General features: G+C 69.7%; 24 protein-coding genes. 12 read left to right on the top strand and 12 right to left on the bottom strand.

Translation table 11 applies throughout. The features are described 5' to 3' along the window. Positions 1-41: 41 nt before the first annotated feature. Genes CTP10_RS28040 through CTP10_RS28025 form a run of 4 tightly spaced genes read right to left on the bottom strand, consistent with a single transcriptional unit; the run spans position 42 to position 3,679 of the window. The gene (locus tag CTP10_RS28040; RefSeq protein ID WP_116319382.1) at positions 42-830 is read right to left on the bottom strand and encodes an ABC transporter ATP-binding protein; all 789 of its coding nucleotides are present in this window, start codon (positions 828-830) and stop codon (positions 42-44) included. Positions 831-866: 36 nt separating this feature from the next. Next, entirely contained in the window at positions 867-1,664 is a 798-nt protein-coding gene (locus tag CTP10_RS28035) for an ABC transporter permease (protein ID WP_116319383.1), read from the bottom strand. 13 nt (positions 1,665-1,677) lie between these two features. Then, positions 1,678-2,520 (bottom strand): ABC transporter permease, encoded by an 843-nt coding sequence (locus CTP10_RS28030; RefSeq protein ID WP_116319384.1) that lies wholly within the window; start codon positions 2,518-2,520, stop codon positions 1,678-1,680. Between the two features lie 4 nt (positions 2,521-2,524). Continuing rightward, positions 2,525-3,679 (bottom strand): ABC transporter substrate-binding protein, encoded by a 1,155-nt coding sequence (locus CTP10_RS28025; RefSeq protein ID WP_233528114.1) that lies wholly within the window; start codon positions 3,677-3,679, stop codon positions 2,525-2,527. Positions 3,680-3,915: 236 nt separating this feature from the next. Between CTP10_RS28025 and soxC the strand changes: the two genes are divergently transcribed. From soxC to CTP10_RS27990, 7 genes are all read left to right on the top strand, one after another. Beyond that, complete coding sequence (soxC, locus tag CTP10_RS28020) at positions 3,916-5,157, top strand: sulfite dehydrogenase (protein ID WP_116319385.1); 1,242 nt, start codon at positions 3,916-3,918, stop codon at positions 5,155-5,157. Further along, on the top strand, positions 5,144-5,728 hold the full coding sequence (locus tag CTP10_RS28015) for a c-type cytochrome (protein WP_116319386.1): 585 nt from the start codon (positions 5,144-5,146) through the stop codon (positions 5,726-5,728). Before soxC ends, CTP10_RS28015 begins: the two co-directional genes overlap by 14 nt. Before the next feature lie 160 nt (positions 5,729-5,888). Further along, positions 5,889-6,815, top strand: a complete 927-nt coding sequence (locus tag CTP10_RS28010; RefSeq protein ID WP_116319387.1) for a TauD/TfdA dioxygenase family protein — start codon at positions 5,889-5,891, stop codon at positions 6,813-6,815. Between the two features lie 78 nt (positions 6,816-6,893). After that, a complete protein-coding gene (locus tag CTP10_RS28005) occupies positions 6,894-7,904 on the top strand; it encodes an ABC transporter substrate-binding protein (RefSeq protein ID WP_116319388.1) in 1,011 nt (336 codons plus the stop codon). 2 nt (positions 7,905-7,906) lie between these two features. Further along, positions 7,907-8,758, top strand: a complete 852-nt coding sequence (locus CTP10_RS28000; RefSeq protein ID WP_116319389.1) for an ABC transporter ATP-binding protein — start codon at positions 7,907-7,909, stop codon at positions 8,756-8,758. 27 nt (positions 8,759-8,785) lie between these two features. Then, positions 8,786-9,697 (top strand): ABC transporter permease, encoded by a 912-nt coding sequence (locus CTP10_RS27995; RefSeq protein ID WP_116319390.1) that lies wholly within the window; start codon positions 8,786-8,788, stop codon positions 9,695-9,697. Positions 9,698-9,752: 55 nt separating this feature from the next. After that, positions 9,753-10,523, top strand: a complete 771-nt coding sequence (locus CTP10_RS27990; RefSeq protein ID WP_116319391.1) for a class I SAM-dependent methyltransferase — start codon at positions 9,753-9,755, stop codon at positions 10,521-10,523. Between the two features lie 11 nt (positions 10,524-10,534). Here the strand turns inward: CTP10_RS27990 and CTP10_RS27985 are convergent, their stop codons facing one another. Both CTP10_RS27985 and CTP10_RS27980 read right to left on the bottom strand, forming a co-directional pair. Beyond that, positions 10,535-10,900, bottom strand: coding sequence for a helix-turn-helix domain-containing protein (locus tag CTP10_RS27985; protein ID WP_116319392.1), 366 nt, complete (start codon positions 10,898-10,900; stop codon positions 10,535-10,537). A 202-nt stretch (positions 10,901-11,102) separates the two neighbouring features. After that, positions 11,103-11,336: an IclR family transcriptional regulator gene (locus CTP10_RS27980; protein ID WP_199414577.1), complete on the bottom strand. Its 234-nt coding sequence runs from the start codon at positions 11,334-11,336 to the stop codon at positions 11,103-11,105. Positions 11,337-11,842: 506 nt separating this feature from the next. Between CTP10_RS27980 and CTP10_RS27975 the strand changes: the two genes are divergently transcribed. Together CTP10_RS27975 and CTP10_RS27970 are read left to right on the top strand one after the other, a co-directional pair. Continuing rightward, complete coding sequence (locus CTP10_RS27975) at positions 11,843-13,087, top strand: GGDEF domain-containing protein (RefSeq protein ID WP_116319608.1); 1,245 nt, start codon at positions 11,843-11,845, stop codon at positions 13,085-13,087. A gap of 119 nt (positions 13,088-13,206) precedes the next feature. Then, positions 13,207-14,463 (top strand): Hsp70 family protein, encoded by a 1,257-nt coding sequence (locus CTP10_RS27970; protein ID WP_116319394.1) that lies wholly within the window; start codon positions 13,207-13,209, stop codon positions 14,461-14,463. 15 nt (positions 14,464-14,478) lie between these two features. On the opposite strand, the gene CTP10_RS27965 is transcribed toward CTP10_RS27970, so the two are convergent. The 4 genes from CTP10_RS27965 to CTP10_RS27950 form a co-directional block, all read right to left on the bottom strand. After that, entirely contained in the window at positions 14,479-15,159 is a 681-nt protein-coding gene (locus CTP10_RS27965; protein WP_116319609.1) for a phosphorylase, read from the bottom strand. Continuing rightward, entirely contained in the window at positions 15,156-17,201 is a 2,046-nt protein-coding gene (shc, locus tag CTP10_RS27960) for a squalene--hopene cyclase (RefSeq protein ID WP_233528115.1), read from the bottom strand. The genes CTP10_RS27965 and shc overlap by 4 nt, the downstream gene beginning before the upstream one ends. Positions 17,202-17,289: 88 nt before the next feature. Beyond that, positions 17,290-18,162 (bottom strand): presqualene diphosphate synthase HpnD, encoded by an 873-nt coding sequence (hpnD, locus tag CTP10_RS27955; protein ID WP_116319395.1) that lies wholly within the window; start codon positions 18,160-18,162, stop codon positions 17,290-17,292. A gap of 295 nt (positions 18,163-18,457) precedes the next feature. Beyond that, complete coding sequence (locus CTP10_RS27950) at positions 18,458-18,661, bottom strand: cold-shock protein (RefSeq protein WP_029045406.1); 204 nt, start codon at positions 18,659-18,661, stop codon at positions 18,458-18,460. 914 nt (positions 18,662-19,575) lie between these two features. Here CTP10_RS27950 and CTP10_RS27945 point away from each other — a divergent pair. Genes CTP10_RS27945 through CTP10_RS27935 form a run of 3 tightly spaced genes read left to right on the top strand, consistent with a single transcriptional unit; the run spans position 19,576 to position 24,404 of the window. Then, positions 19,576-20,304, top strand: a complete 729-nt coding sequence (locus tag CTP10_RS27945; RefSeq protein WP_116319396.1) for a response regulator transcription factor — start codon at positions 19,576-19,578, stop codon at positions 20,302-20,304. After that, entirely contained in the window at positions 20,297-21,973 is a 1,677-nt protein-coding gene (locus CTP10_RS27940) for a FecR domain-containing protein (RefSeq protein WP_116319397.1), read from the top strand. Before CTP10_RS27945 ends, CTP10_RS27940 begins: the two co-directional genes overlap by 8 nt. Continuing rightward, positions 21,951-24,404, top strand: coding sequence for a CHASE2 domain-containing protein (locus CTP10_RS27935; protein ID WP_116319398.1), 2,454 nt, complete (start codon positions 21,951-21,953; stop codon positions 24,402-24,404). The genes CTP10_RS27940 and CTP10_RS27935 overlap by 23 nt, the downstream gene beginning before the upstream one ends. 214 nt (positions 24,405-24,618) lie before the next feature. Here CTP10_RS27935 and CTP10_RS27930 read toward each other — a convergent pair whose 3' ends face one another. Both CTP10_RS27930 and CTP10_RS27925 read right to left on the bottom strand, forming a co-directional pair. Further along, positions 24,619-26,040 (bottom strand): heavy metal sensor histidine kinase, encoded by a 1,422-nt coding sequence (locus CTP10_RS27930; RefSeq protein WP_116319399.1) that lies wholly within the window; start codon positions 26,038-26,040, stop codon positions 24,619-24,621. Further along, a complete protein-coding gene (locus CTP10_RS27925) occupies positions 26,037-26,729 on the bottom strand; it encodes a heavy metal response regulator transcription factor (protein WP_116319400.1) in 693 nt (230 codons plus the stop codon). Before CTP10_RS27925 ends, CTP10_RS27930 begins: the two co-directional genes overlap by 4 nt. Positions 26,730-26,897: the final 168 nt, after the last annotated feature.

The raw sequence follows: 26,897 nt of genomic DNA, 5'->3' as shown, positions 1-26,897 counted from the left end.
GCTGGCTCCGGAATGAGGGTGGGGTGATCGTTCGAATCAGGTCAGGCGGGTTCGGCAATGGCTTCCGCGGCGATGGCCTGCCCGGCAAATTCCTGCAGCACGGCATCGCGCACGCGCGAAAACGGCTGGCCGGCGCGCTCGCGCGGATGCGGCAGGTCGACCGGCAAGATGCGGCGGATGCGGCCGGGCCGGGGTTCCATCACCACCACGCGGTCGCCGAGATACACCGCTTCCTCGACGTCATGCGTGACCAGAATCATGGTGATGCCCTCGGCCTGCCAGATGCGGTGCAGCTCCTGCTGCAGGTAGCCGCGCGTCATCGCGTCGAGTGCGCCGAACGGTTCGTCTAGCAGCAGGATCTCGGGGCGCGTCACCAGCGCACGCGCGATGGCCACGCGCTGCGACATGCCGCCGGAGAGCTGGTGCGGATACGCCTGCTCGAAGCCGCGCAGCCCGACCAGCGCGATATGCTCGGCAACATTGCTATCCTTTTCGGCCGCGCTGCCCGGGGTGTTCAGCAGCGCCAGCCGGATGTTCTGCTCGACCGTCAGCCACGGGAACAGCCGGTGCTCCTGGAACACGATGCCGCGCTGCAGGCTGGTGCCGGCCACGCGCTTGCCATCGAGCAGGATTTCGCCACGGTAGTCTTCTTCCAGCCCCACCACCAGCCGCAGCAAGGTCGACTTGCCGCAGCCGCTGGCGCCGACGATGCTGACAAACTCGCCCGGGGCGATGGTCAGCGTGATGTCTTCGAGGACGGGCAGGGTGCGGCCCTTGACCTCGTACTGCTTGTGCAGGTGAGCGATGCTGAGCGTGCCGGCATGCGCCATGTCGTTCTCTCCAGAAATTTTGAGGAAGCGGTCGGTTCAGCCCGCCGCCACCGAGCTGCCGCGCCACGCGAGCAGCCGTCGTTCGATGCGGCTGGCGATCCAGTTAAGCGTGAAGCCGACCAGGCCGACCACGATCACGCCGAAGATCACCAGATCCATCCAGAAGTTCTCGCGCCCATCGATCATGGTGTTGCCGATGCCCTTGCCCGAGACCAGCAGGTACTCGGCGCCCAGCGTCGCCAGCCATGCATAGATCAGCCCCAGGTGGATGCCTGCGAAGATCGACGGCGCAGCCGACGGCAGCACCACGCGCCACAGCACCTGGACGCGGCTGAAACGCAGCACGCGGGCCACTTCGAGCAGGTCGGCGGGCACCGCGCGGATGCCTTCGAAGGTGTTGAGCACCACCGGGAAGAATGCCGCCAGCGACAGGAACACCACCTTGGCCGTGTCGCCCAGCCCGAACCACACCGAGATCAGCGGGATCCATGCGAACAGCGAGATCTGCTTGACGGTATGGAAGCTCGGGCCGACCAGCCGCTCGAACAGCCGAGACAGGCCCAGCGCCGCGCCGAACACCAGCCCCGCGCTGGCGCCGATCGCAAAGCCCGCCACGTCGCGCCACAGGCTGGCTGACAGCGAGACCAGGAGCGCGCCGCTCTGCACCTGGCGCACCGCGGTGTCCCAGACGGCGGAGACCGGCACCAGCAGTGGCGAGGTAGTCCATTGGAAGCGCACCGCAGCCCACCACAGCACCACCAGCACCAGCGGCAGGATCCAGCCGCGCAACACGCGCGGCACGACGAAACGGGAACGCCTGGCGGATACAGTCATCGTGGCCTCCGTCTCAGAATCCCGGCTTGCGCCAGCGCAGCACCGCGCCTTCGGCCAGCGCCAGCACCTTGTCCAGCGCAAAGCCGATCACGCCTACGACCACCACCGCGGCAAGCACCATGTCGAGCTGGAACAGCTGGCGGCCGTAGACGATCATGTAGCCCAGCCCCTCGGACGAGGCCAGCAGCTCCACCACCACCAGCGCCAGCCACGCATGCGTGAGGCCGTAGCGCACGCCGTTCCACACCGGCGCCGCCGCCGCGGGCAGCACCACGCGCGTGAGCGTCTGCCAGCGCGACAGCTGCAGCACGCGCGCCACTTCCAGGTAGCGCACCGGCACGCTGCCGATGCCCTTGTACGTGTTCAACGCCACCGGCACGAACGCCGCTTTGGCGATCAGGATCACCTTGAGCGCCTCGTCGATGCCGACCAGCAGCATCAGCAGCGGCAGCCAGCCCAGCACCGGCACCTGGCTGAAGGCCTTGAAGGTCGGGTACACGTAGTCGCGCAACGTCGGCGACAGCCCCATCGCCGCGCCCAGCGCGAGGCCGCCGAGCAGGCCCACGCCGAAGCCGCCCGCCACGCGCAGCGCGCTGATGGCAAGGTTGGCCTGCAGTTCGCCACTGGTCCACAGGTCGGCCAGCGTGTGCGCCACCTCTTCTGGCGCGGGCAGCACTTGCGGCGGGATCCAGGCATTGCGCGATGCCACGTACCAGACCAGCAGCAGTGCCAGCGGCACTGGCCAGGCCAGCAGCCAGCGCGTGGCGTGGCGCCAGTTCAGGGTCTTGCGGGGCGGGGCCGCGCGCGAGGCATCGCGCTGTGCGGCGGCGGGTAGCGACAGGTCGGCGACGGACATGGCATCAGGCTCCCAGGATCTTGCCGTTGGGCTGGTACACGGGCCAGTAGGTCTGCAGGCTCAGGTCGTTGAGCGCTGCCTTGAGGAAGCGCTGGTCGATCCACTGGTCGACATCGAAGCGCGCGCGGCTCAGGCGGAAGCGATAGGCCTGCTCCACGGCGTCCTTGTAGCGGCTCACCAGGAAGGGGTCGAAGTTCGGGTTCAGGCGCACGCGCAACGGCTCGCCGTCGAAGTCCTCCTTCCAGTGCTCGTACGGCGTGCCGGCGCGGGCCCAGGTGCGCAGGACCTCTTCGCGATGGCTTTCATCGGAGGCCCAGCGCGCGGCTTCGACCGCGGTCTTCACCAGGTGCTGGGTGGCCTCGGGATAGCGGCTGGCGAAATCGTCGGTCACCAGCACGTGGCTCTGGCGCGTGTAGACCGGGGACTGGTTCTTGCTCGAATAGAGGATGCGCACCGCGCCCTTGTCGCGCAGGCGCAGGATGTCCATGGCGCCGATGGCCGCGTCGATGTCCTTCGTGGACAGCGCCGCGAGGTAGCCCGCGGTATCGAGGTTGAGCAGGCGCAGATCCTTGTCGGTGAGGCCGTTGGCCTCCAGCAGGCGCAGCGCCGGCAGATGCATGTTGGTGCCCTTGAACAGCGACACGCGCTTGCCGCGCAGGTCGGCCAGCGTCTTCAGCGGCGAGTCGGGCGGCACGCCGACATAGATGTTGGCGCGCACGCCGGTAGCAAGCACCAGCCGCGTCTTCAGCCCGGCGGCACGGCCGACCAGCGACGGCAGGTCGCCCTGCAGCGCGAAGTCGAGCTGGCGGTTGGCCAGCGCCTCGTTGACCGCGGGGCCTGCGCCCTTGAAGAAGAACCACTCGACGCGCGTGCCGGTGGGCTTGAACGATTCCTCCAGCCAGCCGCGTGCATGGGCGATGGCGAGCGAGCTGCCGGCAAAGCTGGGCGGCGTGCCGGTGGCCGGCTGCGCCACGCCGATGCGGATCACGTCGGGACGTGCGGACGGACTTGCGCTGAACGCGGATAGCGGCGACAGCGATGCGGCCAGGCCGACGCCGGACCACGCGGCGCCGCGCAGCAGGTCGCGGCGGCTCAATCGGGCTTGCAGTGCATCGGTACCGTGGATTCCGGCGGCGTAACGGGGGCGCGGGGTCTTCATCGTGCAGACCTTCTCGAAGTGGAGGACGGCTCCACGATAAGCGGCGCCGCGCGCGCACCTGAACGAATGATTCCGGCATTGGATATCGGCTCGGCGCATATGGCGCACCCTGGTGCAAGGCCGTGCAGCGCCGGCATATCGGCATGCGATCTTCTTCGTTTGCCGAGGCAGGCCCGTGTCCTACAGTCAGCGCTTTCGATCCCCGGCAGGCGCATTTCGCCTGCGACGCCTTCATCATGAGCGACCAACTTGCCGGCGGCCGCCGGCGCTTCCTGCGGCGCGGCGCCGTATTCGGAGCCGCCGCTGCGGGGGCCGTCACCGCAGCGCGTGCGGAGCCGCTGACCGTGCCCCCCTGGACGCGCACGCCCGGCGAGCCGGTGCTGTGGCATCCCTATGGCGAACCGTCCCCGTTCGAGAAGAACGTGGTGCGCCGCAGCCGCAGCGCGGCACCGCTGCCCGGCGCCAATTCATCGATGACGCCGCTGCAGGACCTGCACGGCATCATCACGCCGACCGGGCTGGTGTTCGAGCGCCACCACGCCGGCATCCCGCAGATCGATCCCGCGCAGCACCGGCTTGCCGTCCATGGACTCGTGGCGCGGCCACGCATCTTCACCATGGACGACCTGGTGCGCCTGCCGTCGGTGTCGCGCATCCATTTCCTGGAGTGCTCGGGCAATACCGGGCGCGAGTGGAAAGCGCCGGCCGCCAGATCCGTGCAGATCAGCCACGGCCTGCTGTCGTGTTGCGAATGGACCGGCGTGCCGTTGTCGGTGGTGCTGGACGAAGTAGGCGTATCGCCCGATGCCGCATGGGTGCTCGCCGAAGGCGCCGACAGCGCGGCCATGACGCGCAGCGTGCCGCTGGCCAAGGCGATGGAAGACGCGCTGCTGGTGTACGCGCAGAACGGCGAACGGCTGCGGCCCGAGCACGGTTATCCGCTGCGGCTGTTCCTGCCGGGCTACGAGGGCAACATGAGCATCAAGTGGCTGCGCCGGCTGAAGCTGGGCCGCGCCCCGTTCATGTCGCGCGAAGAAACCTCCAAGTACACCGATTCGCTGCCCGACGGCAGCGCGCGGCAGTTCACGTTCCTGATGGACGTGAAGTCCGTGATCACCTTTCCCGCGCCTGACCACAAGCTGCGCGAGCGTGGCTTCTACGAGATCTCCGGCATCGCATGGTCCGGCCACGGACGCATCCGGCGCGTCGAGGTATCGGTCGACGGCGGCCGCAGCTGGCGCGAAGCACAGTTGCAGGAGCCGGTGCTGGACCGCGCGCTGGTGCGCTTCCGGCTGCCATGGCGCTGGGATGGGGGGGCGGCTTCGCTGGAAAGCCGCGCCATTGACGAAGCGGGCAACGTGCAACCGACGCCTGACCAACTGGTGGCGGCGCGCGGCGTATCTTCTACCTACCACTACAACGCGATCCAGCGCTGGCGCGTGGCCGCTGACGGGAGTATTGCCAATGCGCGCGCCTAGCGTCTTCTGCATGGCCGTGGCAGTTGCGCTTGCCACAGCGACGATGCCGGTGGGCGCGCAGACCTATGGCGTGGGCCGTGCCGCCACCGGCCGCGATCTCGCCGCGTGGAATATCGATGTGACGCCAGACGGCGCGGGCCTGCCGCCTGGCCGCGGCACGGTCGTGCAGGGCGCGCAGGTCTATGCGCAGCACTGTGCCGCATGCCACGGCGCCAATGGCGAAGGCAAGCCCGCCGACAGGCTGGTGGGCGGGCAGGGCACGCTCAAGGACGCCGCGCAGGGCAAGGAGCCGGTCAAGACCATCGGCAGCTTCTGGCCCTATGCGGCAACGGTGTTCGACTTTATCCAGCGCGCCATGCCCTACAACGCGCCGCAGAGCCTCGCCGCCGATGACGTCTATGCGGTCACCGCGTGGCTGCTGCACAAGAACGGCATCGTGCCCGCCGACGCGGTGCTGGACGCGCGCACGCTGCCACAGGTGAAGATGCCCAACCGCGACGGCTTCGTCGCCGACGCGCGGCCGGACACCGCCAACGTGCCATGCCGCAGCGGCTGCCCCGGCAAGCCGTGAATGTGCGCCCGAATCAAATGTGCAGACATGGATATGCGATAAGCGGATAAGCGCCAGCGATTTGATTCGTTGACCGTGCTTGGGGCGGCTCTCTACAGTGCGGGCTTGTACGCGGCATCCGCTGCCGCGCAGGCTTCTCCCCGAATTGCCAGAGCTCGCCATGACGACCGCCACCGCCCACGCCACAGTTTCGCGCCAGCATAGCGCACCGCCTTCCGCCGTCATCGATGCCGGCCAGGATTTCGAGATCCGCGCGCTGGACGCGCCGCTGGGCGCCGAGGTGCTCGGCCTCGATTTGTCCCGCCCGCTGTCCGGCAGCGATTTCGCGCGCATCCATCGTGCCCACCTCGACTACCACGTGGTGGTGTTCCGCGACCAGCAGATCACCCCGGCGCAGCAGATCGACTTCAGCCGCCGCTTCGGTCCTTTGCAGATCCACGTGCTGCACCAGTTCCAGCTGGCTGGCCATCCCGAAGTGCTGGTGGTGTCCAATGTGGTCGAGGACGGCAAGCCGATCGGGCTCGGCGACGCCGGCCACTTCTGGCATTCAGACCTGTCGTACAAGGACAAGCCGAGCCTCGGCTCGCTGCTGCATGCGCGCGAACTGCCCGCCGAAGGCGGCGATACGCTGTTCGCCAACATGCACCTGGCGTGGGACACCTTGCCCGCCGAACTGCAGCGGGCCGTCGACGGCCGGCAGGCCGAGCACACCTACCTGGCGCGCTATGCCGAGCTGCAGCAGCGCAGCCCGTGGCGCCCCAACCTGACGCCCGAGCAGATCGCGCAGGTCAAGCCGGAACTGCAGCCGGTGGTGCGCACCCATCCTGAAACCGGCCGCAAGGCGCTCTTCGTCAGCGAGCACTTCACCACGCGCATCACCGGCCTGCCCGAAGACGAAAGCCGCGACCTGCTCGACCAGCTGTTCGCGCACAGCGTCAGGCCCGAACACGTCTATCGCCACCAGTGGCAGCCGCATGACCTGGTGTTCTGGGACAACCGCTCGCTGCTGCACCTGGCCGCGGGCTGTCCGGACCACCTGCGCCGCGTGATGTACCGCACCACCATCGAGGGCGACGTGCCGCGCTGACGCGGCAATCGCTTCGCCATGCATCCCGGGCGCGCGCAAGCCGCGTGCGTCCCTTCCACGATTCTCCGGAGTTCATTCATGTTCCAACGTTTTTCCCGCAAGCTGGGCCTGCTCGCGCTGAGCGCCGGCCTGGCGATTTCCGGTGGCGCGCACGCCGAAGGCAAGCTGCGCATCGCCGAGCAGTTCGGCGTGGTCTACCTGCTGCTCAATGTGGCGCGCGACCAGCAACTGATCGAGAAGCACGGCAAGCAGCAGGGCGTCGACGTCAAGGTCGAATGGACCCAGCTGTCCGGTGGCGCCGCGGTCAATGACGCGCTGCTGTCCGGCGCGATCGATATCGCCGGCGCCGGTGTCGGCCCGCTGCTGACGCTGTGGGACCGCACCCATGGCAAGCAGAATGTGCGCGGCGTGGCCTCGCTGGGCAACTTCCCGTACTACCTGGTCAGCAACAACCCCAGGGTGAAGACCATTGCCGACTTCACCGAGAAGGACCGCATCGCCTTGCCGGCGGTGGGCGTGTCGGTGCAGTCGCGCGTGTTGCAACTTGCTGCGGCCAGGCAGTGGGGCGACAAGGAGTACAACCGGCTCGACAAGTGGACCGTGGCGGTGCCGCATCCCGATGCCGCTGCCGCGATCATCTCGGGCGGCACGGAAATCACCGGGCATTTCGGCAACCCGCCGTTCCAGGAGCAGGAACTGGCCGGCAATCCGAACGCGCGCATCGTGCTGAATTCGTATGACGTGCTGGGTGGCCCGAGTTCGTCCACCGTGCTGTACGCGACCGAGAAGTTCCGCAACGAGAACCCCAAGACGTACCGCGCCTTCGTCGATGCGCTCGCCGAAGCGGCTGCGTACGCCACCGCCAATCCTGAGGCCGCCGCCGACATCTACCTGCGCCAGACCAAGGCCAAGACTGACCGCGCATTGCTGGTGCGCGTGCTGAAGAACCCGCAGGTGCAGTTCAAGGTGGCGCCGCAGAACACCTTTGCGTTGGCGTCGTTCATGCACCGCGTCGGCGCGATCCGCAACCAGCCGAAGTCCTGGCAGGATTATTTCTTCCAGGATCCGGTCACCGCGCAGGGGAGCTGACCATGGCCACGCACAGCCTGCGCGTGGTGCCCGACCGGGCCACGCCGCTTCTCCCGCCGTTGCTTCAGATTGACGGCGTGTCGCTTGAGTACCGCACGCCCGAGCGCATCGTGCGCGCCACGCACCAGGTCAGCTTTGACGTGCATGCGGGCGACCGCTTCGTGCTGCTGGGGCCGTCGGGCTGCGGCAAATCGACGCTGCTCAAGGCGGTGGCCGGCTTCGTCGCGCCCGCCGAGGGCGAGATCCGGCTGGAGGGGCAGCGCGTGCAGCAGCCCGGTCCGGACCGCATCGTGGTGTTCCAGGAGTTCGACCAGCTGCCGCCGTGGAAGACCGTGGTGCAGAACGTGATGTTCCCGCTGCGGCAGGCGCGCGGCCTGTCGCGCGCCGAAGCGCGCGAGCGCGCGCTCGACAGCCTGGAGAAGGTGGGGCTGGCCGATTTTGCCGATGCCTACCCGCATACGCTGTCTGGCGGCATGAAGCAGCGCGTGGCGATCGCACGGGCGTTGGCGATGCGGCCCAAGGTGCTGCTGATGGATGAGCCCTTCGCCGCGCTCGACGCGCTGACGCGCCGGCGCATGCAGGAAGAGCTGCTGGCGCTGTGGGACGACGCGGGCTTTACGCTGCTGTTCGTCACGCATTCGATCGAAGAAGCGCTGGTGGTGGGCAGCCGCATCCTGCTGCTGTCGCCGCACCCGGGCCGCGTGCGCGCCGAACTCAACAGCCACCAGTTCAGCCTGGCCAGCCAGGGCGGCGCGGAGTTCCAGGCCGCCGCGCAACGCATCCACACCATGCTGTTCGGCGAGCCGGCCGCCGAGGCGCAGCCGCCGCGCGCGCGCAGCGCCGCTGGTCGCTAGCAAGCCGACTGCCGCAATAGACAAATCATGACCCAATCCACCCTGGCGCTCCCCGAGGCGCCCGAGCTTCGCCCCGACTTCCGGCCGCCGGTGCGCCCGGAATACGAGCGCGACATCGAACCCTTCACCGAAGCGCCGCTGGCGCGCGCGCTGCCGTGGCAGCAACGGCTGTGGCAGCACGGCTGGCTGCGCAAGGCCGTGATCCTGCTGGCGCTGGCCCTGGTGTGGGAGATCGTGGCGCGCGTGCAGGACAACGACCTGCTGATGCCGACCTTCCTGGCGACCCTGCGCGCCTTCGTGCAGGACGTGGCCAGCGGCGAACTGCCGGGTAAGGCGGCGGTGTCGTTGTCGGTGCTGCTGCGCGGCTATGCCGCTGGCATCGTGCTGGCGTTCGTGCTGACGTCGCTGGCGGTATCGACGCGCTTCGGCCGCGATGTGCTGGACACGCTCACCGCCATGTTCAACCCGCTCCCGGCGATCGCGCTGCTGCCGCTGGCGCTGCTGTGGTTCGGGCTGGGCACCAAGAGCCTGGTGTTCGTGCTGGTCCACTCGGTGCTGTGGCCGCTGGCGCTGAACATGTATGCCGGTTTCCAGGCGGTGCCGCAGACGCTGCGCATGGCCGGGCGCAACTATGGCCTGCGCGGGCCGCGCTTTGTCGCGCTGGTACTGGTGCCCGCCGCGCTGCCTGCAATCCTGTCGGGCCTGAAGATCGGCTGGGCCTTTGCCTGGCGCACGCTGATCGCGGCCGAGCTGGTGTTCGGCGCGTCGTCGGGCAAGGGCGGGCTGGGCTGGTTTATCTTCCAGAACCGCAACGAGCTCTACACCGACCGCGTGTTCGCGGGGCTGGCGGCGGTGATCCTGATCGGGCTGCTGGTCGAGGGGCTGGTCTTCACCACGCTGGAGCGCCTCACGGTGCGCCGCTGGGGCATGCAGCACTAGCCCCGCGCGGGCTTCAGGCGTAGCCTACGGCACCGGTAAGCCAACCGGAGCCGCCATGACCGCCATCCACCAGGCCGCCGCGCAGGGATTCGCCAGCCAGGCCGATACCTACGCGCGCGGACGCCCCGAATATCCCGCAGCCATCGCTGACTGGCTCCGTGCCTCGCTGGGCCTCGGCCCGGGCCGCACGGCGCTGGACCTAGGCGCCGGCACCGGCAAGTTCACGCGCCGGCTGGCCGAAACCGGCGCCGCCGTGATCGCGGTGGAGCCGGTGGCCCAGATGCGCGCGCAGCTGGCCACTGCGCTGCCAGCCGTGCAGGCGCTGGCAGGCAGCGCCGAATCCATCCCCTTGCCCGATGCCAGCGTCGATGCCGTGGTCTGCGCGCAGGCGTTCCACTGGTTTGCCAACGACCGTGCCCTGGCCGAGATCCGGCGCGTGCTGCGGCCGGGCGGCCGGCTTGGACTGGTCTGGAACGTACGCGATGAGAGCGTGGATTGGGTCGCCCAGCTGACCGCGATCATGACGCCGTACGAAGGCGACGCGCCGCGCTTCTACAAGGGCGACTGGAAGCGGGTCTTTCCGGCCGAGGGCTTCGGCCCGCTGGCGCTGCACAGCTTGCCGTACACGCACGCGGGCCCGCCGCAGCAGGTGATCGTCGATCGGGTGATGTCGGTGAGCTTCATTGCCTCGCTGCCTGGCGCCGAACAGGAGCGCGTGCGCGCCGCGCTGCAGGTTGTCGTCGATGGCCACCCGGCGCTCGCCGGGCGGCAGGAGGTCGCCTTTCCCTATTGCACCGAAGCCTACAGCTGCGAACGGCTGGACTGAGTCGCGCCGCGCTACATCGTCGCGTGCCGGACCCAGAACGCCGGGCCGCGGCGCGCGGCGTCACTGGGCTCGGGCGGAGGCGGCCGGCTGTTGCGCCTGGCGCAGGGGTTCGGCTCGATCTGGTCCCAGATGTGCAGCATGGCCATGATCTTGGGCAAGGCCCTGACGCCGGTGGGCGTCGGCAGCCAGTTGGGGCTGCCCGCGCTGAACAGCGGCGCACCGAGCGCGGCCTCGAGCGCGCGGATCTGGTAATGGAGTCTTTGGGTCTGGATGCCCAGCGCTTGCGCGGCGCGGGCGGTGTCGCGGTGCTGCATCAGTGCGACGAAGGTGCGCAATGAGAGGAAGCTGACGCGCCTGTTCTGAACGAGGGATGCCATGCGTGTGCCATTGCCGGGACGGGCACTGGCGGTGCGCGGGACACCGTTGCGCGGTGGGGGGATGTTCGCCCCCGGGTGCGCGGCCTGTTGCCGGTGGATCGAAGTGAACCGATCGTAGCGGCGCGCGCACGGGGGCAGGGCGAGGAAGCTTCCGAGATAAGCTGGGGAATGGTCTCGATCAGATGGCGATGCCGGCGGGGGCTCAGTGCATCGGCAGGTGGCCGATCGCGGTCAGCGCCTGCATCACCTCGGGCGACAGGCGGCGTTCGCGGCATGGCACGCCGGCGGTCTCCAGCGTGGTCCACACGTCGGCATCGCCGGTGACGATGCGTTGCCGCAGGTGCGCCAGATATGCGTACTCCGCGGATGTCAGCGGGCGCGGTGCGCTGCGCAGGTCATCCAGGATGGCGCCAAGCGAGAGGGCGGGAACGGTCATACCAGGGTCGGGGATAGCAGGGCGGGTCATTGATGCAGTATTGACGCGAGATTCTTGCGCGGTCGGCGCGGTAGGCAACGCATGATTTTATCCAGCCGGTGCAGTGCCTGCTTAACCAAATGCGAGCAACTTTGGCCTCAATTCCGCTTGCATGCGGGCGAGTGGCGATTGCGTGGTGGCAATGTGGCGCATGCTGAGGCTGGTGGGGCGCGCAAGCCGCTTGCACGCGCCTGTTGTCGTTAGAGGCATCCTTCAGGGCGGGCCAGGGTGTTGCATAAAAACGCCAGTGCGACATAGCCGCAGGACATAGCGCAAGCGGCGGCGAAACCACAACCGCGCCGCGATGAGGGACCCCGGCTTGACGGGGGTGCCACCGGCCGGCGCGCGCGGGCTATCATGCGCGTTTGCCGTGCGCCGATGGCTGGCCGCGGCGTGCCCTGACCGTCCCTTGGCCCAGTCCCGCCCCTCGGATTGACGGCAAGGCGACGGCTTCCTTGAGGATCTCCGTGCACCTGGACCCGCAGACCATTGCGGTCGTGATGATGGTGTTTTTCAGCAGCACGCTGGTGATCGCGGCGGGGCTGGTGTTCGCGCTGCGTGCCAGCGAGGCGGGGCGCCTGTGGGCGTCAGGGCATGTGCTGGCATCCGGCGCGGGTCTGGTGCTGGCGCTGAGCGCGGCCAGCGGCACGGTCCACCTGGGCACGCCGGGCGCGGGCGCCTTCGTCATCGGCTGGCTGATGATCTACCGTGGCGTGCGCGTCTACTACGGCGTGCCGGCGCACCCCGGCGCGCTGGCCGGTGCCGCCGCCATCGTGCTGGGCATCCTGGTGACCGCGGGCGGCCTGCCCGACGGGCCGCAGCTGGTGCTGCGCGTGGCCTACGGCGTGCTGGCGCTGGTGTCGCTGGCCACCTTTGCCACGCTGGCGCGCGCCGGGCGCGGGCGGCGCAGCATCGGCGCCCCGCTGGTGCTGGTCGCCAGCCTGGTGCAGCTGGCCACGCAGCTGGCCGGCTTCAGCCATGCCATGCAGCCTGCCGGTGTGGATGCCCCGCCGTTGATCCTGTTCTTTGCCGGCCCGGCGGGCTCGGCCTGGATGCTGGCACCGCTGATCGCGACGCTGCTGGGCCTGTTCGGCTTCACCGTGATGGCGATGGAGCAGATCGTCGCGCACAACGAGAGCGGCGCCCGTGTCGATGCGCTGACCGGCCTGCTCAACCGCGGCGCGCTGGAGATGTCGGCGCTGCAGCTGGTGGCGCGCTGGCAGCGCGACGGGCTGCCGCTGTCCTGCCTGGTCATCGACATCGACTACTTCAAGCAGGTCAACGATACCTTCGGCCACCATGCCGGCGATGCCGTGCTGCGCGAAGTGGCGCACGCGCTGGACAACTCGCGCCGCGCCTCCGACGTGGCCGGGCGCTATGGCGGCGAGGAGTTCTGCATCCTGTGTCCGCACACCGACGAGCAGCAGGCGACCGCGCTGGCCAATCGCATCCTGCGCAAGGTGCGCGCGATCGGGCTGCCCGGTGCGCAGGGCTTTGCCAGCGTCAGCATCGGCGTGGCGCAGCTGCGCGGCGGCCCCGGCAGCAAGGAAGGCCTGTGGCGTGCGCTGTTCGCCAATGCCGACCGCGCGCTGTACCACGCCAAGGAGCACGGGCGCGACCGCTATGTGCTGGCGTCGTCGATGGCCGCGCCGGCGCCGGTGCCCGGCCACGCCACGGCGATGCTGGAACCTGCTGCCGACTCCGTCGCCTGAAATCGGGGGCCGCCGCGCGCCTGGCCTACAATGTCGCCCCGCCCGCGCTCGCGCTGCACCAGCGCTACCCCCGGCCAGCGGGCAACTGATTGTGGTGTCTTGCAGGAAACCTGGAAACAATGATGTCAAACGCATGCGGCCTGGACTTCGGCACGTCCAACTCAACCGTCGGCTGGAGCCGTCCTGACCGCCCCGAGGCGCTGCTGCCGCTGGAAGACGGCAAGGTGACGCTGCCGTCGGTGATCTTCTTCCATGCCGAGGATCCTCTGGTGAGCTACGGCCGTGCCGCGCTCGGCGACTACCTGGCCGGCTATGAAGGGCGGTTGATGCGCTCGCTCAAGAGCCTGCTCGGCACCTCGATGATGGACGACAGCACCGAGGTGATGGGGCAGGCCATGCCGTTCCGCAAGCTGCTGGCGCATTTCATCCGCGAACTGAAAACACGCGCCGAGCAGGCCGCCGGCACCTCCTTCTCGCACGCGGTGCTGGGGCGCCCGGTGTTCTTCATCGACGAAGACCCGGCCGCGGACCGGCTCGCCGAAGAGACGCTGGCCGAGATCGCGCGCGACGCCGGCTTTGCCGAAATTGCGTTCCAGTACGAGCCGATCGCCGCCGCATTCGACTACGAAGCCGGCATCGCGCGCGAGGAACTGGTGCTGGTGGCCGATATCGGCGGCGGCACCTCGGACTTCTCGCTGGTGCGCCTCTCGCCCGAGCGCGCCCGCAAGACCGATCGCCGGGAGGACATCCTGGCCAATGGCGGCGTGCATATCGGCGGCACCGACTTCGACCGCGCGCTCAGCCTGGCGCGCGCCATGCCGCTGCTCGGGCTGGGCAGCCAGCTGCGCAACGGCAAGGCAATGCCGTCAAGCCAGTATTTCGACCTGGCCAGCTGGCACACCATCAACTACGTCTACACGCGCAAGGCCTGGTCCGTGGTGATGGACAACTACCGCGACGCCGCCGACACCGTCAGCCTCGACCGCATGGTGCGGCTGATCCGCGAGCGCGCTGGCCACTGGCTGGCGATCCAGGTGGAAGGCGCCAAGATCGCGCTGTCGGACGCGGCCAGTACCGAAGTCGACCTGCACCGGCTGGAGCAGGGACTGACACTGACGATCACGCGCGAAGAATTCGATGCGTCGATCGACAAGCTGGTGGCCAGGACCGAAAAGACCGTGCAGCAACTGCTGGCCGATGCGGGCGTGGACGGCGACGGCGTCGACACCATCTTCTTCACTGGCGGCTCCAGCAGCGTGCCGTTGCTGCGCCAGCGGCTGGCGGCGCTGCTGCCGCAGGCGCGCTGCGTCGAAGGCGACATTTTCGGCAGCATCGGCAGCGGGCTGGCGCTGGATGCGATGAGGAAGTTCGGCTGAGGAAGCAGGGCGGCTTTACCGGTCCGGCAATCCGCGCAACGCGAAGGCGTCGCCCACGGCCAGCCTGGCCGCCCGCAGGGCGCCACGCGCCGTGGCGGCATCGCCAGCCAGCCTTAGCAGCGCCGGCAATTGCGACGGCGCGCGCAGCAGCGCGCCCAGCACCGCTGCCACATCGGTCTTGCCGCCTTCTCCCATCCCCGCCGCCGCGGCGGCCGGCACGGCGCGGCTCGCCGGGTCGATGACCACGCGGCAAGCCGCGAACGGCAGCCGGCAGGCCGCGGCCATGCGCGCCGCCAGGTGCGATTCCATGTCGACGCACAGCGCGCCGCTGGCCTGCCGCAGCGCCAGTTTTGCGGCGACGTCGAGCACCGGCGCGTCGGCGCCGGCGATCGGGCCGACCCGGGCGTGCGGCAGCGCAGCGTGCAGCGCATGGGTCCAGTCCGGATCGGTGTCGTAGCGTTCGCCGGGCGCGCGGATTTCATCGGCGATGACCAGGTCGCCCGGTGCCAGCGCGGGATCCAGGCCGCCGGCGACACCGAAGCTGACGATGCCCCGGCACTCCCGGCTGGCCATGGCCGACACGCCTTGCTCCAGCGCAATGCCGCGCAGCCCGTGCACCACGCGGCAGTGCGGGCCGGCGGCGATGCCGGCCTCGAAATCCATGCCGGTGACGACCATGACGAAGGGCGCGTTCACAGGCCCCATGTCACGCGGCCGCCACCACCGCGCTGCAGGTTGCGGTAGCGCGCCAGCGCCCACAGCGGAAAATAGCGCGCATAGCCGTGATAGCGCAGGTAGAACACGCGCGGGAAGCCGACCGCAGTGAAGCGCGGCTCCTGCCAGAGTCCGCCCTCCTGCGGCGGACGCTGCGTGCGCAGCAGGTAGCCAATGCCGCGCGCGACGGCGGGATGCTGCACGGCGCCGGCCGCCATCAGCGCCAGCAAGGCCCAGGCAGTCTGCGATGCCACGCTGGGCGCCGTTTCATAGCCGCGGTAGTCGAGCCGGTAGCTGCTGCCGTCTTCGCCCCAGCCGCCGTCTTCGTTCTGGATCCCGGCCAGCCACTCGGTGGCGCGCCGCACGGCGGGCGCGTCGGATCCCATGCCGGCGGCGTTCAGCGCGCACAGTGCGCTCCAGGTGCCGTAGATGTAGTTGGTGCCCCAGCGGCCGAACCAGCTGCCATCCGCCATCTGCTCGGCCAGCAGGTAGCGCAGGGCGCGTGCTGCGGGCTCGCTGCGGGCCGGCGTGGCGCCAATCTGGCACAGCATCGACAGGCAGCGCGCCGAGACGTCCGCGGTGGGCGGGTCGAGCAGCGCGCCGTGATCGGCGAAGGGGATGTTGTTCAGGTAGAGGTGCGTGTTCTCGGGCTCGAACGCGCCCCAGCCGCCGTTGCCGCTCTGCATGCCGACGATCCATTCGGCCGCGCGCGCCGCCGCTTCGTCGTAGCGGCCCGGCGCGGCGTGTTCGCGCATGTAGCGGTCCATCGCCGCCACCACCACGGCGGTGTCGTCGACATCCGGGTAATGCGGGTTGGCGTACTGGAAAGCCCAGCCGCCCGGGCGCACCCGCGGGCGGCGCACGGTCCAGTCGCCGCGCACATCCAGCACCTGCAGCGGCTTGAGCCATTCCAGTCCGCGCCCCACGGCTTCAGCCGCGCGCGCCTCGCCGGTCTCGAGCAGCGCGTGCGCGGCCAGCGCGGTGTCCCACACCGGCGACAGGCAGGGCTGGCAGTAGGCCTCGTCCCCGTGCTCCACCAGCAGCCGCTCGACCGAGCGCCGCGCCACCGCGCGCGCGGGATCATCGGCCGGCACGCCGAGCACGTCGAACATCATCACGCTGTTGGCCATCGCCGGGAAGATCGCGCCGAGGCCGTCCTCGCCGTTCAGCCGCTCGCGCACGAAGGTTTGCGCCGCGGCGATGGCGCGCCGGCGCAGCAGACGCGGGAACACCGGCTCGGCCACGCGCAGCAGCGCGTCGAGCCCGCGGAATACGTTGTACCAGCCGGCATGCTGGTGCGGCGCGCGCGGCGCCAGGCCCGCGCCGTGGTGCTGGTTGGCGAAGAGTTCGTCGATGCCGACGTGGCGCGGGTTGCGCGCGCGCGGGCGCAGGCTGTTCAGCACCAGCAGCGGCACGATCACCGTGCGCGCCCAGTAAGAAACCTTGGACAGGTGGAAGGGGAACCAGCGCGGCAGCAGCATGATTTCCACCGGCATCATCGGCACCGCCGACCACGACATCACGCCGTACAGTGCCAGCAGCGTGCGCGTAAACACGTTGCTGGCCTCGGCGCCGCCCATGGCATGGATGGCCTGGCGCGCGCGCGCCATATGCGGCGCCTGCGGATCGTCGCCGGCCATTTTCAGCGCGAAGTACGCCTTCACGCTGGCGCTGAGATCCGGCCGGCCTTCATGGAACAGCGGCCAGCCGCCGTCGGGGTTCTGGATGCGGCGCAGGTAGCGAGCGATGCGCGCTTCCAGCGCCAGGTCGGGCGCCTCGCCCAGGTAGTGCACCATCAGCACGTATTCGGCCGGGATGGTGGCGTCGGCTTCCAGTTCGTAGACCCAGTGGCCATCGGGGCGCTGCTGGTGCAGCAGCGCATCGACCGCGAGACCGATGCCGTGGTCGAGTGCCTGTGCGGCCGATTGTGGCGCGGCGGGACCAGCCGCCGGACCGAAAGCGGGATCAGCGGCGAACTGGATTGGTGTGGCTGTCGTGGCGAAGTCGGTCTCCTTCATCGACATGCGGACTCCTTGTGCCGGCGCGGGCGGGATGATCCGCGTCCGGCAGCGGCTTGCATCGGCTTACATCGCTGACATCGGCATGCGGCGCTCAACCAATGGCGTGGCGCAGCATGATCCAGAGCAACTGCGCGCGCGGCAGGCGCACGCGCTGGCGCGGCGCCTGCCAGCCTTGCATGCGCAGGCGCGCGAGGATGCGGTGGTAGACGTCGGCCATGATGCGCGGCGAGCGCACCAGCCGTGCCGGGCAGCGCGCCATGATGGCGTCGGCCTGGTCGTAGTGCGCCTGCGCTTCCTGGGCCAGCGCTGCGCAGGCCTGGCCGATGGCCGGATGCGCGACCACCGCCTGCGGCGTGGCGTGGGCGGCATCGATGCCGGCTGCGGCCAGTGCCTCGGCCGGCAGGTACAGGCGGCCGATGGCTGCGTCCTCGTCGATGTCGCGCAGGATGTTGGTCAGCTGCAGCGCGCGTCCCAGATGGTGAGCCAGCACGATGCCGCACGACGTTTCCAGGCCGAACACGCGCACTGCCAGCCGGCCCACCGCGCTGGCCACGCGGTCGCAATACAGATCGAGGGTGGCGGCGTCGGGGGCGCGGATGTCCTGCACCACGTCCATGGTCATGCCGTCGATGACGGCGAGGAAATCCTGCTGCTGCAGGTCGAAGGCGCGGATCTGCGCCGCCAGCGCCTGCATTGCCGCGGGCGGGCCGCCGGCGTAGCAGGCAGCGATGTCGCGCCGCCAGGCATCGAGCCCGGCCAGGCGCTCGGCATGCGGGGCGTTGCCGTCGGCGATATCGTCGACCGCGCGGCAAAACCCGTAGATCTCGAACATGGCCTGGCGCTGGTGCGCCGGCAGGATGCGCAGCGCGGCATGGAAGGAGCTGCCGGCAGAGGCGGCAGCACCTGCGCTGGGGCCGGCCACGGCGGCGGGGGCGTCTTGCGTTGCGATTTGAGTACCGGCCACGTAACTCCTCGACACGCTGCATACCTTCCCGCGCGACGCACGCAACGGTGTGCGCGCCCACGCGCGGGCGGTGGTTGTGGGTCGGCCGATTATAGCAATATCACCCCCGGACCTCGCGGCGGCATGCAGGGCGGCGGGAAGGGCGGCGGGAAGGGCGGCGGGAAGGGCGGCGGGCGGAAGGCGCCGCGCTGCCAACGCCCAAAAGAAAAGCCCCGCGCCGGAGCTGCGGGGCTTGCTGGCCGGCGCGGCGTCGCGAGACGCCGCGGGACCGGGCCGGTCTTCAAAAAAACCGGTATCAGACGGCCTGGATCTTGGTGGCTTGCTCGCCCTTCTGGCCCATGGCCTTGACGTAGCGCACCTTCTGGCCTTCCTTCAACGACTTGAAGCCCGAGCCTTCGATCGCGGAGAAGTGCGCGAACAGATCGTTGCCGCCTGCGTCCGGCGTGATGAAGCCGAAGCCCTTGGCGTCGTTGAACCACTTAACGGTACCGGTTTCCATATCTATCTCAACCTTGGATTTCAAAATGAGCGAAAACGCTCGTTATACACCGTGTGCAACGCAGGCAACGGTTTTTGGGTTCCCGCTGCTGCATCCGTATGACCTCGATATGTCGCTGTCGTGACAACCGAAAGCGTCACGGAACAACACACCAAATGACACACCCCAAAGGGCGCTGCACAAGTGGGAATCATTCTGCCGAATTTTCCCGATGTGTCAATCAGGCGAAGCGCCTAATCATGATGAGAGGTTCCGATAGGAGATATTAACGTCTTCTACTTCGCATTCGATTCAGTGAATTCCCTGAGTCCGCCTGTCTGCGCGGTTTCGACTGAATTTCAGGCGTGTGCCCCTTGAATGCGCGTCGCCTGCCGGTTCCTGGTGCAGAAGGGGCGGGTTTCGGTGCATTGTTTCTTTTTGTTTCAAACCTGGATTACCACATTCGGGGGATGTTTTTTCTGTTCCGGTGCCGCCGGAATCGATCTGGTGCAAATCCCGCAGGCAGAAAATCCGCATGGGGCGTATTTCTAAGAATGATCCTCGCGCAGCGTATATAGGGGGAAGCCCGGACTTGCCGAATGCGCGAGCAATGGAATTCCCCTCCTGCTTCGTGTTGTCCGGAATTCCCGTTGCCTCGCTCCCGCGATCGTGGCAGCTCGGCCGATATTGCCCCGCGGATCCATGGCCCGTCCTGGCATGCGACGCCATGCCCCTCCTCGGGAGCCTCGACGGCGGGTGTCGTGGTTAGGTAACATTGCGGCTTCCGGCTTGCTTCGGCCCCGCTTGCCGTGCGATTGCGATTGACCATGGGCCGCGCCCGCCAGGGTGGATACCAGAGCAGCCGTCAATAGTGCCCGGCGCAGTCGCAGTGGCAGTCGCAGTAGGCAGAGTCGCAGTAGGCAGGGGGGTAGTGGATGAGAATTGCCTCGGTAGAGGACGATCCGGATCAGGCCGAACTGATCCGGCAGATTTTGGGCGAGGCCGGTTTCGAGTGCGAATCGTTCGCCAATGGCGCCGATTTCCTGCGAGCGCTGCGCGAACGGGCGTTTGACCTGCTGATGGTCGACTGGCAGCTGCCCGGCACCAGCGGCTACGAACTGGTCAGCTGGGTGCGGCAGAAGTCCGGCAACATGCCGCCCATCCTGTTTGTCACCAGCCGTACCGGCGAGGCCGACATCGTCGCCGGCCTGAGCGTCGGCGCGGACGACTACATGCTCAAGCCCATCCGCGCCGGCGAGCTGATCGCGCGCGTGCGCTCGCTGCTGCGCCGGGCCTATCCCGAGGCCGCGCAGGAAGTCGAGCAGATCCGGCGCGGCAACTACACGGTCGATCCCCATACCCGCGCCATCAACCTCGGCGGCCAGCCCGTGCAGCTGTCGCCGCGCGAGTATGAGCTGGCCCTGTTCCTGTTCCGCAATGCCGGGCGCCTGCTGGCGCGCGAGGTGGTGGAGCAGGCGGTCTGGGGCCGCGCCATGGGCGCCGGCTCGCGCACGCTCGATACCCATATCTCGCGGCTGCGGCTGAAGCTGGCGCTGCGCCCCGAGAACGGCGTGCGGCTCACCTCGGTGTACTCGCACGGCTATCGCTTTGAGGAAATTTCCGCTGCCGAAGTGGAAGCGAACGAGGCCGGGGCGGATGCGTAAGTGGATTGGCACGGCCGCGCTGGCCTGGGTGGCTGGCGTGGCGGGTCCGGCCCTGGCCGGGCCGGCGGGCGCCGAGGGCGCCGATTTCCTTTACCTGGTGGAGCCAGGCGATACCCTGATCGGCCTGGCCGGGCGCTACATGGCGTCGACCGATGGCTGGCGCACGCTGCAGCGGCTCAACGGCGTGGCGGACCCCTACCGGCTCGTGCCCGGCTCGCGCCTGCGCATTCCGCTGAGCCAGATCCCGGAGCAGGCAGCGTCGGCGCGCGTGGTCTATGTCACCGGCGAAGTGCGCGCCAACGGCCGCCCGGTGCAGGCCGGCATGTCGCTGGACGAATCGGCACGGATCGAAACGCCGGCGGCCGGCTCGGTCACGCTGGAACTGCCCGATCGCAGCCGCATCACCCTGCCGCCAAATACCACGGTGGCGGTGCGCCGGCTGCGTACATTCGCGCGCAGCGGCCTGACCGATACCGTGATCCGCATCGACAAGGGCGGCGCCGATACCCGCGTGGCACCCGAGGGCAGCGGCGTGGGCCGTTTCGAGTTGCATACGCCGATGATGGTCACCGGCGTGCGCGGCACCAGCTACCGGGTTTCGGCCGACGCCGCAGGCAGCCGCAGCGAGGTGCTGGAAGGCCGCGTCGGCGTCAGCGCGGCGCGCCAGGCCAGGCGCGCGCCTGAGGGGCGCGCCATGACCGCCGCGGCGCAAGTGAGTGCAGGCTACGGTGTCGGCGTGTCCGACCGTGGCCAGCTGTCGCAACCGGTGGCGCTGCTGCCGGCGCCGATGCTGCTGCCCCCTGCCGATACCGTGCTGGGCCCGGCCTTCGACGCCGCCTGGCAGCCAGTGCCCGGCGCCAGCGCGTACCGCGTCACGGTGGCGCGCGACGCGGCGCTGACCGAACTGGCCTGGAGCGGCACCACCACCGACACGCGCGCGCGTCCGCAGGACCTGCCGGAAGGCACGCTCTATCTCGCCGTCAGCGCCATCGACGCCAACCGGCTGACCGGCCTTGCCGCGCAGGCGCCGGTGGCCGTGCGGCTGAACCCGCCGGCGCCGTTCACGCTGCAGCCCGCCGCCGATGCGGTGCGCTATGGCGAGACGGTGGCGTTCGCCTGGGCGGCGGTACCTAGTGCCGCCAGCTATGAACTGGCCGTGGCCGGCGATGCCGGCTTCAGCAGCGAGGTGGCACAGCACCCCGCTGCCGAGCCGGCCAGCGCGCAGCCGCAGGCGCCGGGCCAGTACTGGTGGCGCGTGCGCAGCGTTGACGGCGTGGGCCGGCCGGGCCCGTGGTCGGCGCCGGTCGCTTACCGAGTCGAGCCGGCAGGCCCCGTGCCGTCGATGCAGGACGACGGCAAGACGCTGCACCTCGGCTGGCCCGCCGACGCGGGCGGCGGCACCGGCTTCCGGGTCCAGCTGTCGGCTGATGCCGGCTTCGCCACGCCGCTGGTGGACCAGCACAGCGAAACCAACACCTTCGAGTTGCCGCGCCCGGCGCCCGGCGTCTACTACGTGCGGGTCGCCCGCGCGGCGCCTCGCACGGTGCTTGACCCGGCGGCATTCTCGGCGCCGCAGCGCATCGAGATCCTGACGTACCTGCTCGACGGCGCCGGCGCGGCCATCGGCACCGGTGGCGGGACGGACGGTGGTGGCATCCGCCTCCACTGAACCGGCCGCGCCCGGGCGCGCCTTCGGCCGCCGCACGCTGGCCGAATGGTGCGTGCTGGTCGCGGCGGTGCTGGCCCTGGTGGTGCTGGCCGCGCGCCAGGGCTGGACCGAGCGCGCCGACCTGGCCGCCTACGACATCGCCATTGCCGCCCAGCACCATCCCGCCCGCGACGACATCGTCATCGTCGCCATCGACGACGCCAGCATTACTGCGGTCGGCCGCTGGCCCTGGCGCCGCGCGGTGCTGGGGCAACTGGTCGAGCGCATTGCCGCCGGCGCCCCGCGCGTGATCGGCGTCGACGTGATCCTGTCCGAACGCGACACGCGCTATCCGCAAGACGACGCGCTGCTGGCGCGCAGCCTGGCGCAGGCCGGCAACGTGGTGCTGCCGGTAGTGGCCGAGCCCGGCGCTGACGGCATGCTGGTGCGCTACCCGCTGGCCGGGCTGGGCGCCGCGGTCGGCCATATCAACATGGTGGTCGATACCGATGGCGTGGCACGCCAGGTCTGGCTGCGCGAGGGACCGCACCCGGTCGAGGCCGCCGGCGTGCCGCACCTGGCCACGGTGATGGCCCAGTTTGGGCACGCACCGCGCTCGCTCGGCAGCTACCGCCAGGAAGCCGTGCGCTTCACGGAAAGCAACGGCTGGGAGCGCAGCGGGCGCGTGCGCATTCCCTACGCCGGCCCGCCCGGCACCTTTGCGCGCGTATCGGCGCGCGACGTGCTGGAAGGCCGCATCGATCCCGCGCGCTTTGCCGGCAAGGCGGTCCTGGTGGGCGCCATGGCCACCGGCATGGGCGACGTGCTGCCCACGCCGGTGTCGCGCGACGGCCGCGGCATGAGCGGCGTCGAAATCCTGGCCAATACCCTGCAGACGCTGACGGACGGCGATGCGATCCTGGCCGTGCCGCACGCGTGGCAGCTGGCGGGAACGCTGCTGGCGGTGCTGCTGGCGGCGCTGGCCCCGCTGCGCCTGCCGCCGCGCGGCGCGCTGGTCGCCACCGGGCTGCTGCTGGCGGCCTTGCTGGGCGGCTCGCTGGTGCTGCTGGCGCTGGCACGGCTCTGGTTCGCCCCGGCCGCGGCGGCGCTGGGCTGCGTGCTGTTCTACCCGCTCTGGGCATGGCGCCGCCAGGAAGCGGCGCTGCGCTTCCTGACCGACGAACTGGCGCGGCTGGAGCGCGAGCCGGGCCTGATGCCCGCCCCGCACTACACCGGCGTCACGCTGGACAGCCGCATGCGCGCCGTGTACGGCATGAGCGCCAGGCTGCGCGGCATGCGCCGGTTCCTTTCGGACGGGCTCGAAAGCCTGCCCGATGCCACCGCCATCTGCGACCTGGCGGGCGGCGTGATGCTGGCCAACCGGCGCTGCGCGGCGCTGGCGCCGGCGGTACTCGGCAGCGTGGCCACGGCACGCGATACCGGCCAGCCGCGGCCGCCCATCCGCGACGTGATCGAGGCGCTGTTCCCGGCGCCCGCGCCCGCGCTGGCGTACTGGCACGCGCTGCATGCCCGCCACGCCGGGGTCGGGCCGGGGCAGGAGCCCATGCCCGAAGGCGGCATCGAGGTGGCCGGGCGCGGCGACCGCCGCTACCTGCTGCACGGCGCGCCGCTGCACGGCGAGGCCGGAGCGGTGGCGGGGCTGATCGTCAGCGTCACCGACATCACGGCGATCCGCGTGGCCGAGCGCCAGCGCGAACAGATGCTGCGCTTCCTGTCGCACGACATGCGCTCGCCGCAGGCATCGATCCTGGCGCTGATCGAGCTGCACGAGCGCCGCGTGCGCCGCGACGCCGCCGCTGCCGCCGCCGCCCACGGCCACCATGGCGCCGCGCAGCCCGGCAGCGCCGGCGATGGCAACAGCAATAGCGCCGTGCTGGACCGCATCGCCGCCCACGCGCGCCGCACCATGACGCTGGCCGACGATTTCATCAGCGTGGCGCGCGCCGAGTCGCAGTCGCTGAGCTTTACCGAGGTCGAGCTCGGCGGCCTGGTGCTGGATGCCACCGACCAGCTGTGGGCGCTGGCCAATGCCCGCAGCGTGCCGCTGCAGGTCGACCTGCCCGACGAGCCCGCCGTGCTGCGCGGCGAGCCCGCGCTGCTGGTGCGGGCCATCGCCAACGTGGTCAGCAACGCGATCAAGTTCAGCCCGCAAGGTGCCGAGGTGGCGGTGACGCTGACGCGCGACCGGGAGCATTTCGTGATCGCGGTGCAGGACCATGGCCCCGGCATCGAGGAGGCCGACCAGGCGCGGCTGTTCGAGCCCTTCGTGCGCCTGCACGAGGGCCAGCAGGGCGCGCCGGACGGCACCGGGCTGGGCCTGGTGCTGGTGCGCGCGGTGGCCGAGCGGCATGGTGGCAAAGTCACGGTGCAGAGCGCGGCAGGTGCCGGCGCCACCTTCCGGATCGAATTGCCGGCCGGTCAGCGCGCCTGACAGCGCGAGCCATGGCAGCGCGAGCCATGGCAGCGCAGGCCATGTCAGCAATGTGTTCGCCGACACAATTGTTGCCATTCAAACAAGGCGGAATTGCGTAGCATCGAACCGCCGCTGGAGCCGCATCCGGCGGTTTTTTTGCGCCCTTGCCAGCTCCCCCAACGGCCTTACTGGCTCGGGCGGCTTTTTCGCGCGCCGTGCAGCCCGCAGGCCATCATGCGTGCACGGTGTCCGGTTCGCGCCGCGCGCGGAACGTGAGCACGAAGCGCGTCCTGCCCGCGGCCGACTCGGCGGCGATGGCGCCGCCGTGCGCGGCCATGATCGCCTGCGTGATCGCCAGGCCCAGCCCGGTGCCATCCGAATCCGGCCGCGCGCGCGACTTGTCGGCGCGCGAAAAGCGGTCGAACAGCGACGGCAGGAATTCGGGCGGAATGGTTTCGCCTTGGTTCTCGACCACGATATCCACGGCTTCCGCCCCCTCCGCACCCTCCGCCGCGCCGGGGCGCGGCACGATCGTCACCACGATGGGCTTGCCCGCGGCGGCGTGCCGCAGCGCGTTGGACAGCACGTTGCTGAGCGCGCGCCGCACCATCAGCCGGTCGCCGGTGATGCGGCCGCTGCCGTGCTGCCGCAGTTGCACGCCCTTGTCCTCGGCCAGCGCATCGTAGAAGTCGAACAGCGCCGCGACTTCCTGCTCGACCGCGATGCGCTCGGCGCTGGGCAGCGTGATGCCATGTTCCATCTTGGCCAGGAACAGCATGTCGGACACCATGCGCGAGAGCCGCTGCAGCTCCTCGGCGTTTGACGCCAGCACCTCGCGGTACTTGGCCGCATCGCGCGGCTGCGACAGCACCACGTCGGTCTGCGTCATCAGGTTGGTGATCGGCGTGCGCAACTCGTGCGCCAGGTCGGACGAAAATTCCGACAGGCGCCTGAAGTCGTCCTGCAGCCGCGCGAGCATGGCGTTGAGCGTGGCGGCCAGGTCGGCCATTTCCACCGGCACCGCTGCCACCGGCATGCGCTCGTCGAGCTTGTGCGCGGTGACCGTGCGCGCGCGCGAGGCCATGGTGCGCAGCGGCGCCAGCCCGCGGCGCGCCGCCCACCAGCCCAGCAACCCGCTGGCCAGCGCGGCCAGCGCGGTGTAGAAGGCGAGCGAGCGGCGGAACGCGTGCATGAAATGCGCATGCAGCGCGGTGTCCATGCCGACCACGATGCGCAGCGCGCCGGCGCCCGGCACCTGCGCCACGGCGCGCAAGCCGCGGTAAGCCTGCCCGCGCTGTTCCCAGGCGAAGGTATCGCGCTGCGCCGGCAGCGCCGCGGCCACGCCCAGCGCGGGGCCGAAGTCGAAGCCGTGCGTGGCGTACACGGGCTGGCCCTCGGCGTTGCGCACCTCGGCGACAAAGCCGGGGTGGTGCTCCAGCGCCTGGCCGAGCCGCTGCGGCAGCGACGCCATCGGGCCTTCGGCCGCGATCTGGCGGACCAGGCGCACGTTGTCGTCCAGCACCGCGTAGTCCTCGTCGGCGAAATGGCTGTCCATCGCCAGCCAGATCAGCACGCCCAGGCCCAGCAGCACCGCCGCCGACGACAGCGAAAACAGGATCGTGAGCCGCGCCGTCAGCGACAGCCGGCCTTTCATGCCGCATCCTCCGGGTCCGGCTCCTCCAGCACATAGCCCATGCCGCGCACGGTCTGGATCAGCCGGGGTTCGAAGCCGTCGTCGATCTTGGCGCGCAGGCGGCGGATGGCTACGTCGATCACGTTGCTGTCGCTGTCGAAGTTCATGTCCCACACCTGCGAGGCGATCAGCGAGCGCGGCAGCACTTCGCCGCGGCGCCGTGCCAGCAGTTCGAGCAGCGCGAATTCCTTGCTGGTCAGCGTGATGCGGCGCCCGGCGCGGGTCGCGCGCCGGCGCCCGAGGTCGAGCACGAGGTCGGCCACCTGGATCCGGTCGAGCGCCATCTGCGCCGCGCCGCGCCGCAGCAGGGTGCGTACGCGCGCCAGCAGTTCGGAGAAGGCGAAGGGCTTGACCAGGTAGTCGTCGGCGCCCAGCTCCAGGCCCTTGACGCGGTCCGCCACGCTGTCGCGCGCGGTCAGGAACAGCACCGGCACGGCGTTTTCGGCGGCCCGCAGCGCCTGCACGATGCGCCAGCCGTCCATGTCTGGCAGCATCACGTCGAGGATGACGAGGTCGTAGGGCTCGGTCATGGCCAGGTGCTGGCCGTCCAGCCCGTTGTGCACCAGGTCGACGACAAAGCCCGCTTCCGTCAGGCCCTGGCGCAGGTATTCCCCGGTCTTGGTCTCGTCCTCCACTACCAGCAGTTTCATCGGCCTTGGCTTCCTTGTGATCGATCAGTCCGGCAACTGTACGCGCGCGCGGTGCGCGCCAACATGACCGGAAGATTACCGGATTGTCATGTTCCAGTCAGGCGAGGGTAGGGTGGCGCTGGCTACGCTTGGCATGCCTTTCCAACCATGCACAACAGACTGACTGCC

The organism is Cupriavidus sp. P-10, from assembly GCF_003402535.2.
In the GTDB taxonomy this organism is placed as follows: domain Bacteria; phylum Pseudomonadota; class Gammaproteobacteria; order Burkholderiales; family Burkholderiaceae; genus Cupriavidus.
The sequence above is the reverse complement of the archived record's forward strand: the minus strand, read 5'-3'. Positions and strand labels throughout refer to the sequence as shown.

Coding starts and splice junctions, on each gene's coding strand:
- CTP10_RS28040 (WP_116319382.1), bottom strand. CDS start 830: ATGGCGCATGCCGGCACGCTCAGCATCGCTCACCTGCACAAGCAGTAC.
- CTP10_RS28035 (WP_116319383.1), bottom strand. CDS start 1,664: ATGACTGTATCCGCCAGGCGTTCCCGTTTCGTCGTGCCGCGCGTGTTG.
- CTP10_RS28030 (WP_116319384.1), bottom strand. CDS start 2,520: ATGTCCGTCGCCGACCTGTCGCTACCCGCCGCCGCACAGCGCGATGCC.
- CTP10_RS28025 (WP_233528114.1), bottom strand. CDS start 3,679: ATGAAGACCCCGCGCCCCCGTTACGCCGCCGGAATCCACGGTACCGAT.
- soxC (WP_116319385.1), top strand. CDS start 3,916: ATGAGCGACCAACTTGCCGGCGGCCGCCGGCGCTTCCTGCGGCGCGGC.
- CTP10_RS28015 (WP_116319386.1), top strand. CDS start 5,144: ATGCGCGCGCCTAGCGTCTTCTGCATGGCCGTGGCAGTTGCGCTTGCC.
- CTP10_RS28010 (WP_116319387.1), top strand. CDS start 5,889: ATGACGACCGCCACCGCCCACGCCACAGTTTCGCGCCAGCATAGCGCA.
- CTP10_RS28005 (WP_116319388.1), top strand. CDS start 6,894: ATGTTCCAACGTTTTTCCCGCAAGCTGGGCCTGCTCGCGCTGAGCGCC.
- CTP10_RS28000 (WP_116319389.1), top strand. CDS start 7,907: ATGGCCACGCACAGCCTGCGCGTGGTGCCCGACCGGGCCACGCCGCTT.
- CTP10_RS27995 (WP_116319390.1), top strand. CDS start 8,786: ATGACCCAATCCACCCTGGCGCTCCCCGAGGCGCCCGAGCTTCGCCCC.
- CTP10_RS27990 (WP_116319391.1), top strand. CDS start 9,753: ATGACCGCCATCCACCAGGCCGCCGCGCAGGGATTCGCCAGCCAGGCC.
- CTP10_RS27985 (WP_116319392.1), bottom strand. CDS start 10,900: ATGGCATCCCTCGTTCAGAACAGGCGCGTCAGCTTCCTCTCATTGCGC.
- CTP10_RS27980 (WP_199414577.1), bottom strand. CDS start 11,336: ATGACCGTTCCCGCCCTCTCGCTTGGCGCCATCCTGGATGACCTGCGC.
- CTP10_RS27970 (WP_116319394.1), top strand. CDS start 13,207: ATGATGTCAAACGCATGCGGCCTGGACTTCGGCACGTCCAACTCAACC.
- shc (WP_233528115.1), bottom strand. CDS start 17,201: ATGTCGATGAAGGAGACCGACTTCGCCACGACAGCCACACCAATCCAG.
- CTP10_RS27950 (WP_029045406.1), bottom strand. CDS start 18,661: ATGGAAACCGGTACCGTTAAGTGGTTCAACGACGCCAAGGGCTTCGGC.
- CTP10_RS27945 (WP_116319396.1), top strand. CDS start 19,576: ATGAGAATTGCCTCGGTAGAGGACGATCCGGATCAGGCCGAACTGATC.
- CTP10_RS27940 (WP_116319397.1), top strand. CDS start 20,297: ATGCGTAAGTGGATTGGCACGGCCGCGCTGGCCTGGGTGGCTGGCGTG.
- CTP10_RS27930 (WP_116319399.1), bottom strand. CDS start 26,040: ATGAAAGGCCGGCTGTCGCTGACGGCGCGGCTCACGATCCTGTTTTCG.
- CTP10_RS27925 (WP_116319400.1), bottom strand. CDS start 26,729: ATGAAACTGCTGGTAGTGGAGGACGAGACCAAGACCGGGGAATACCTG.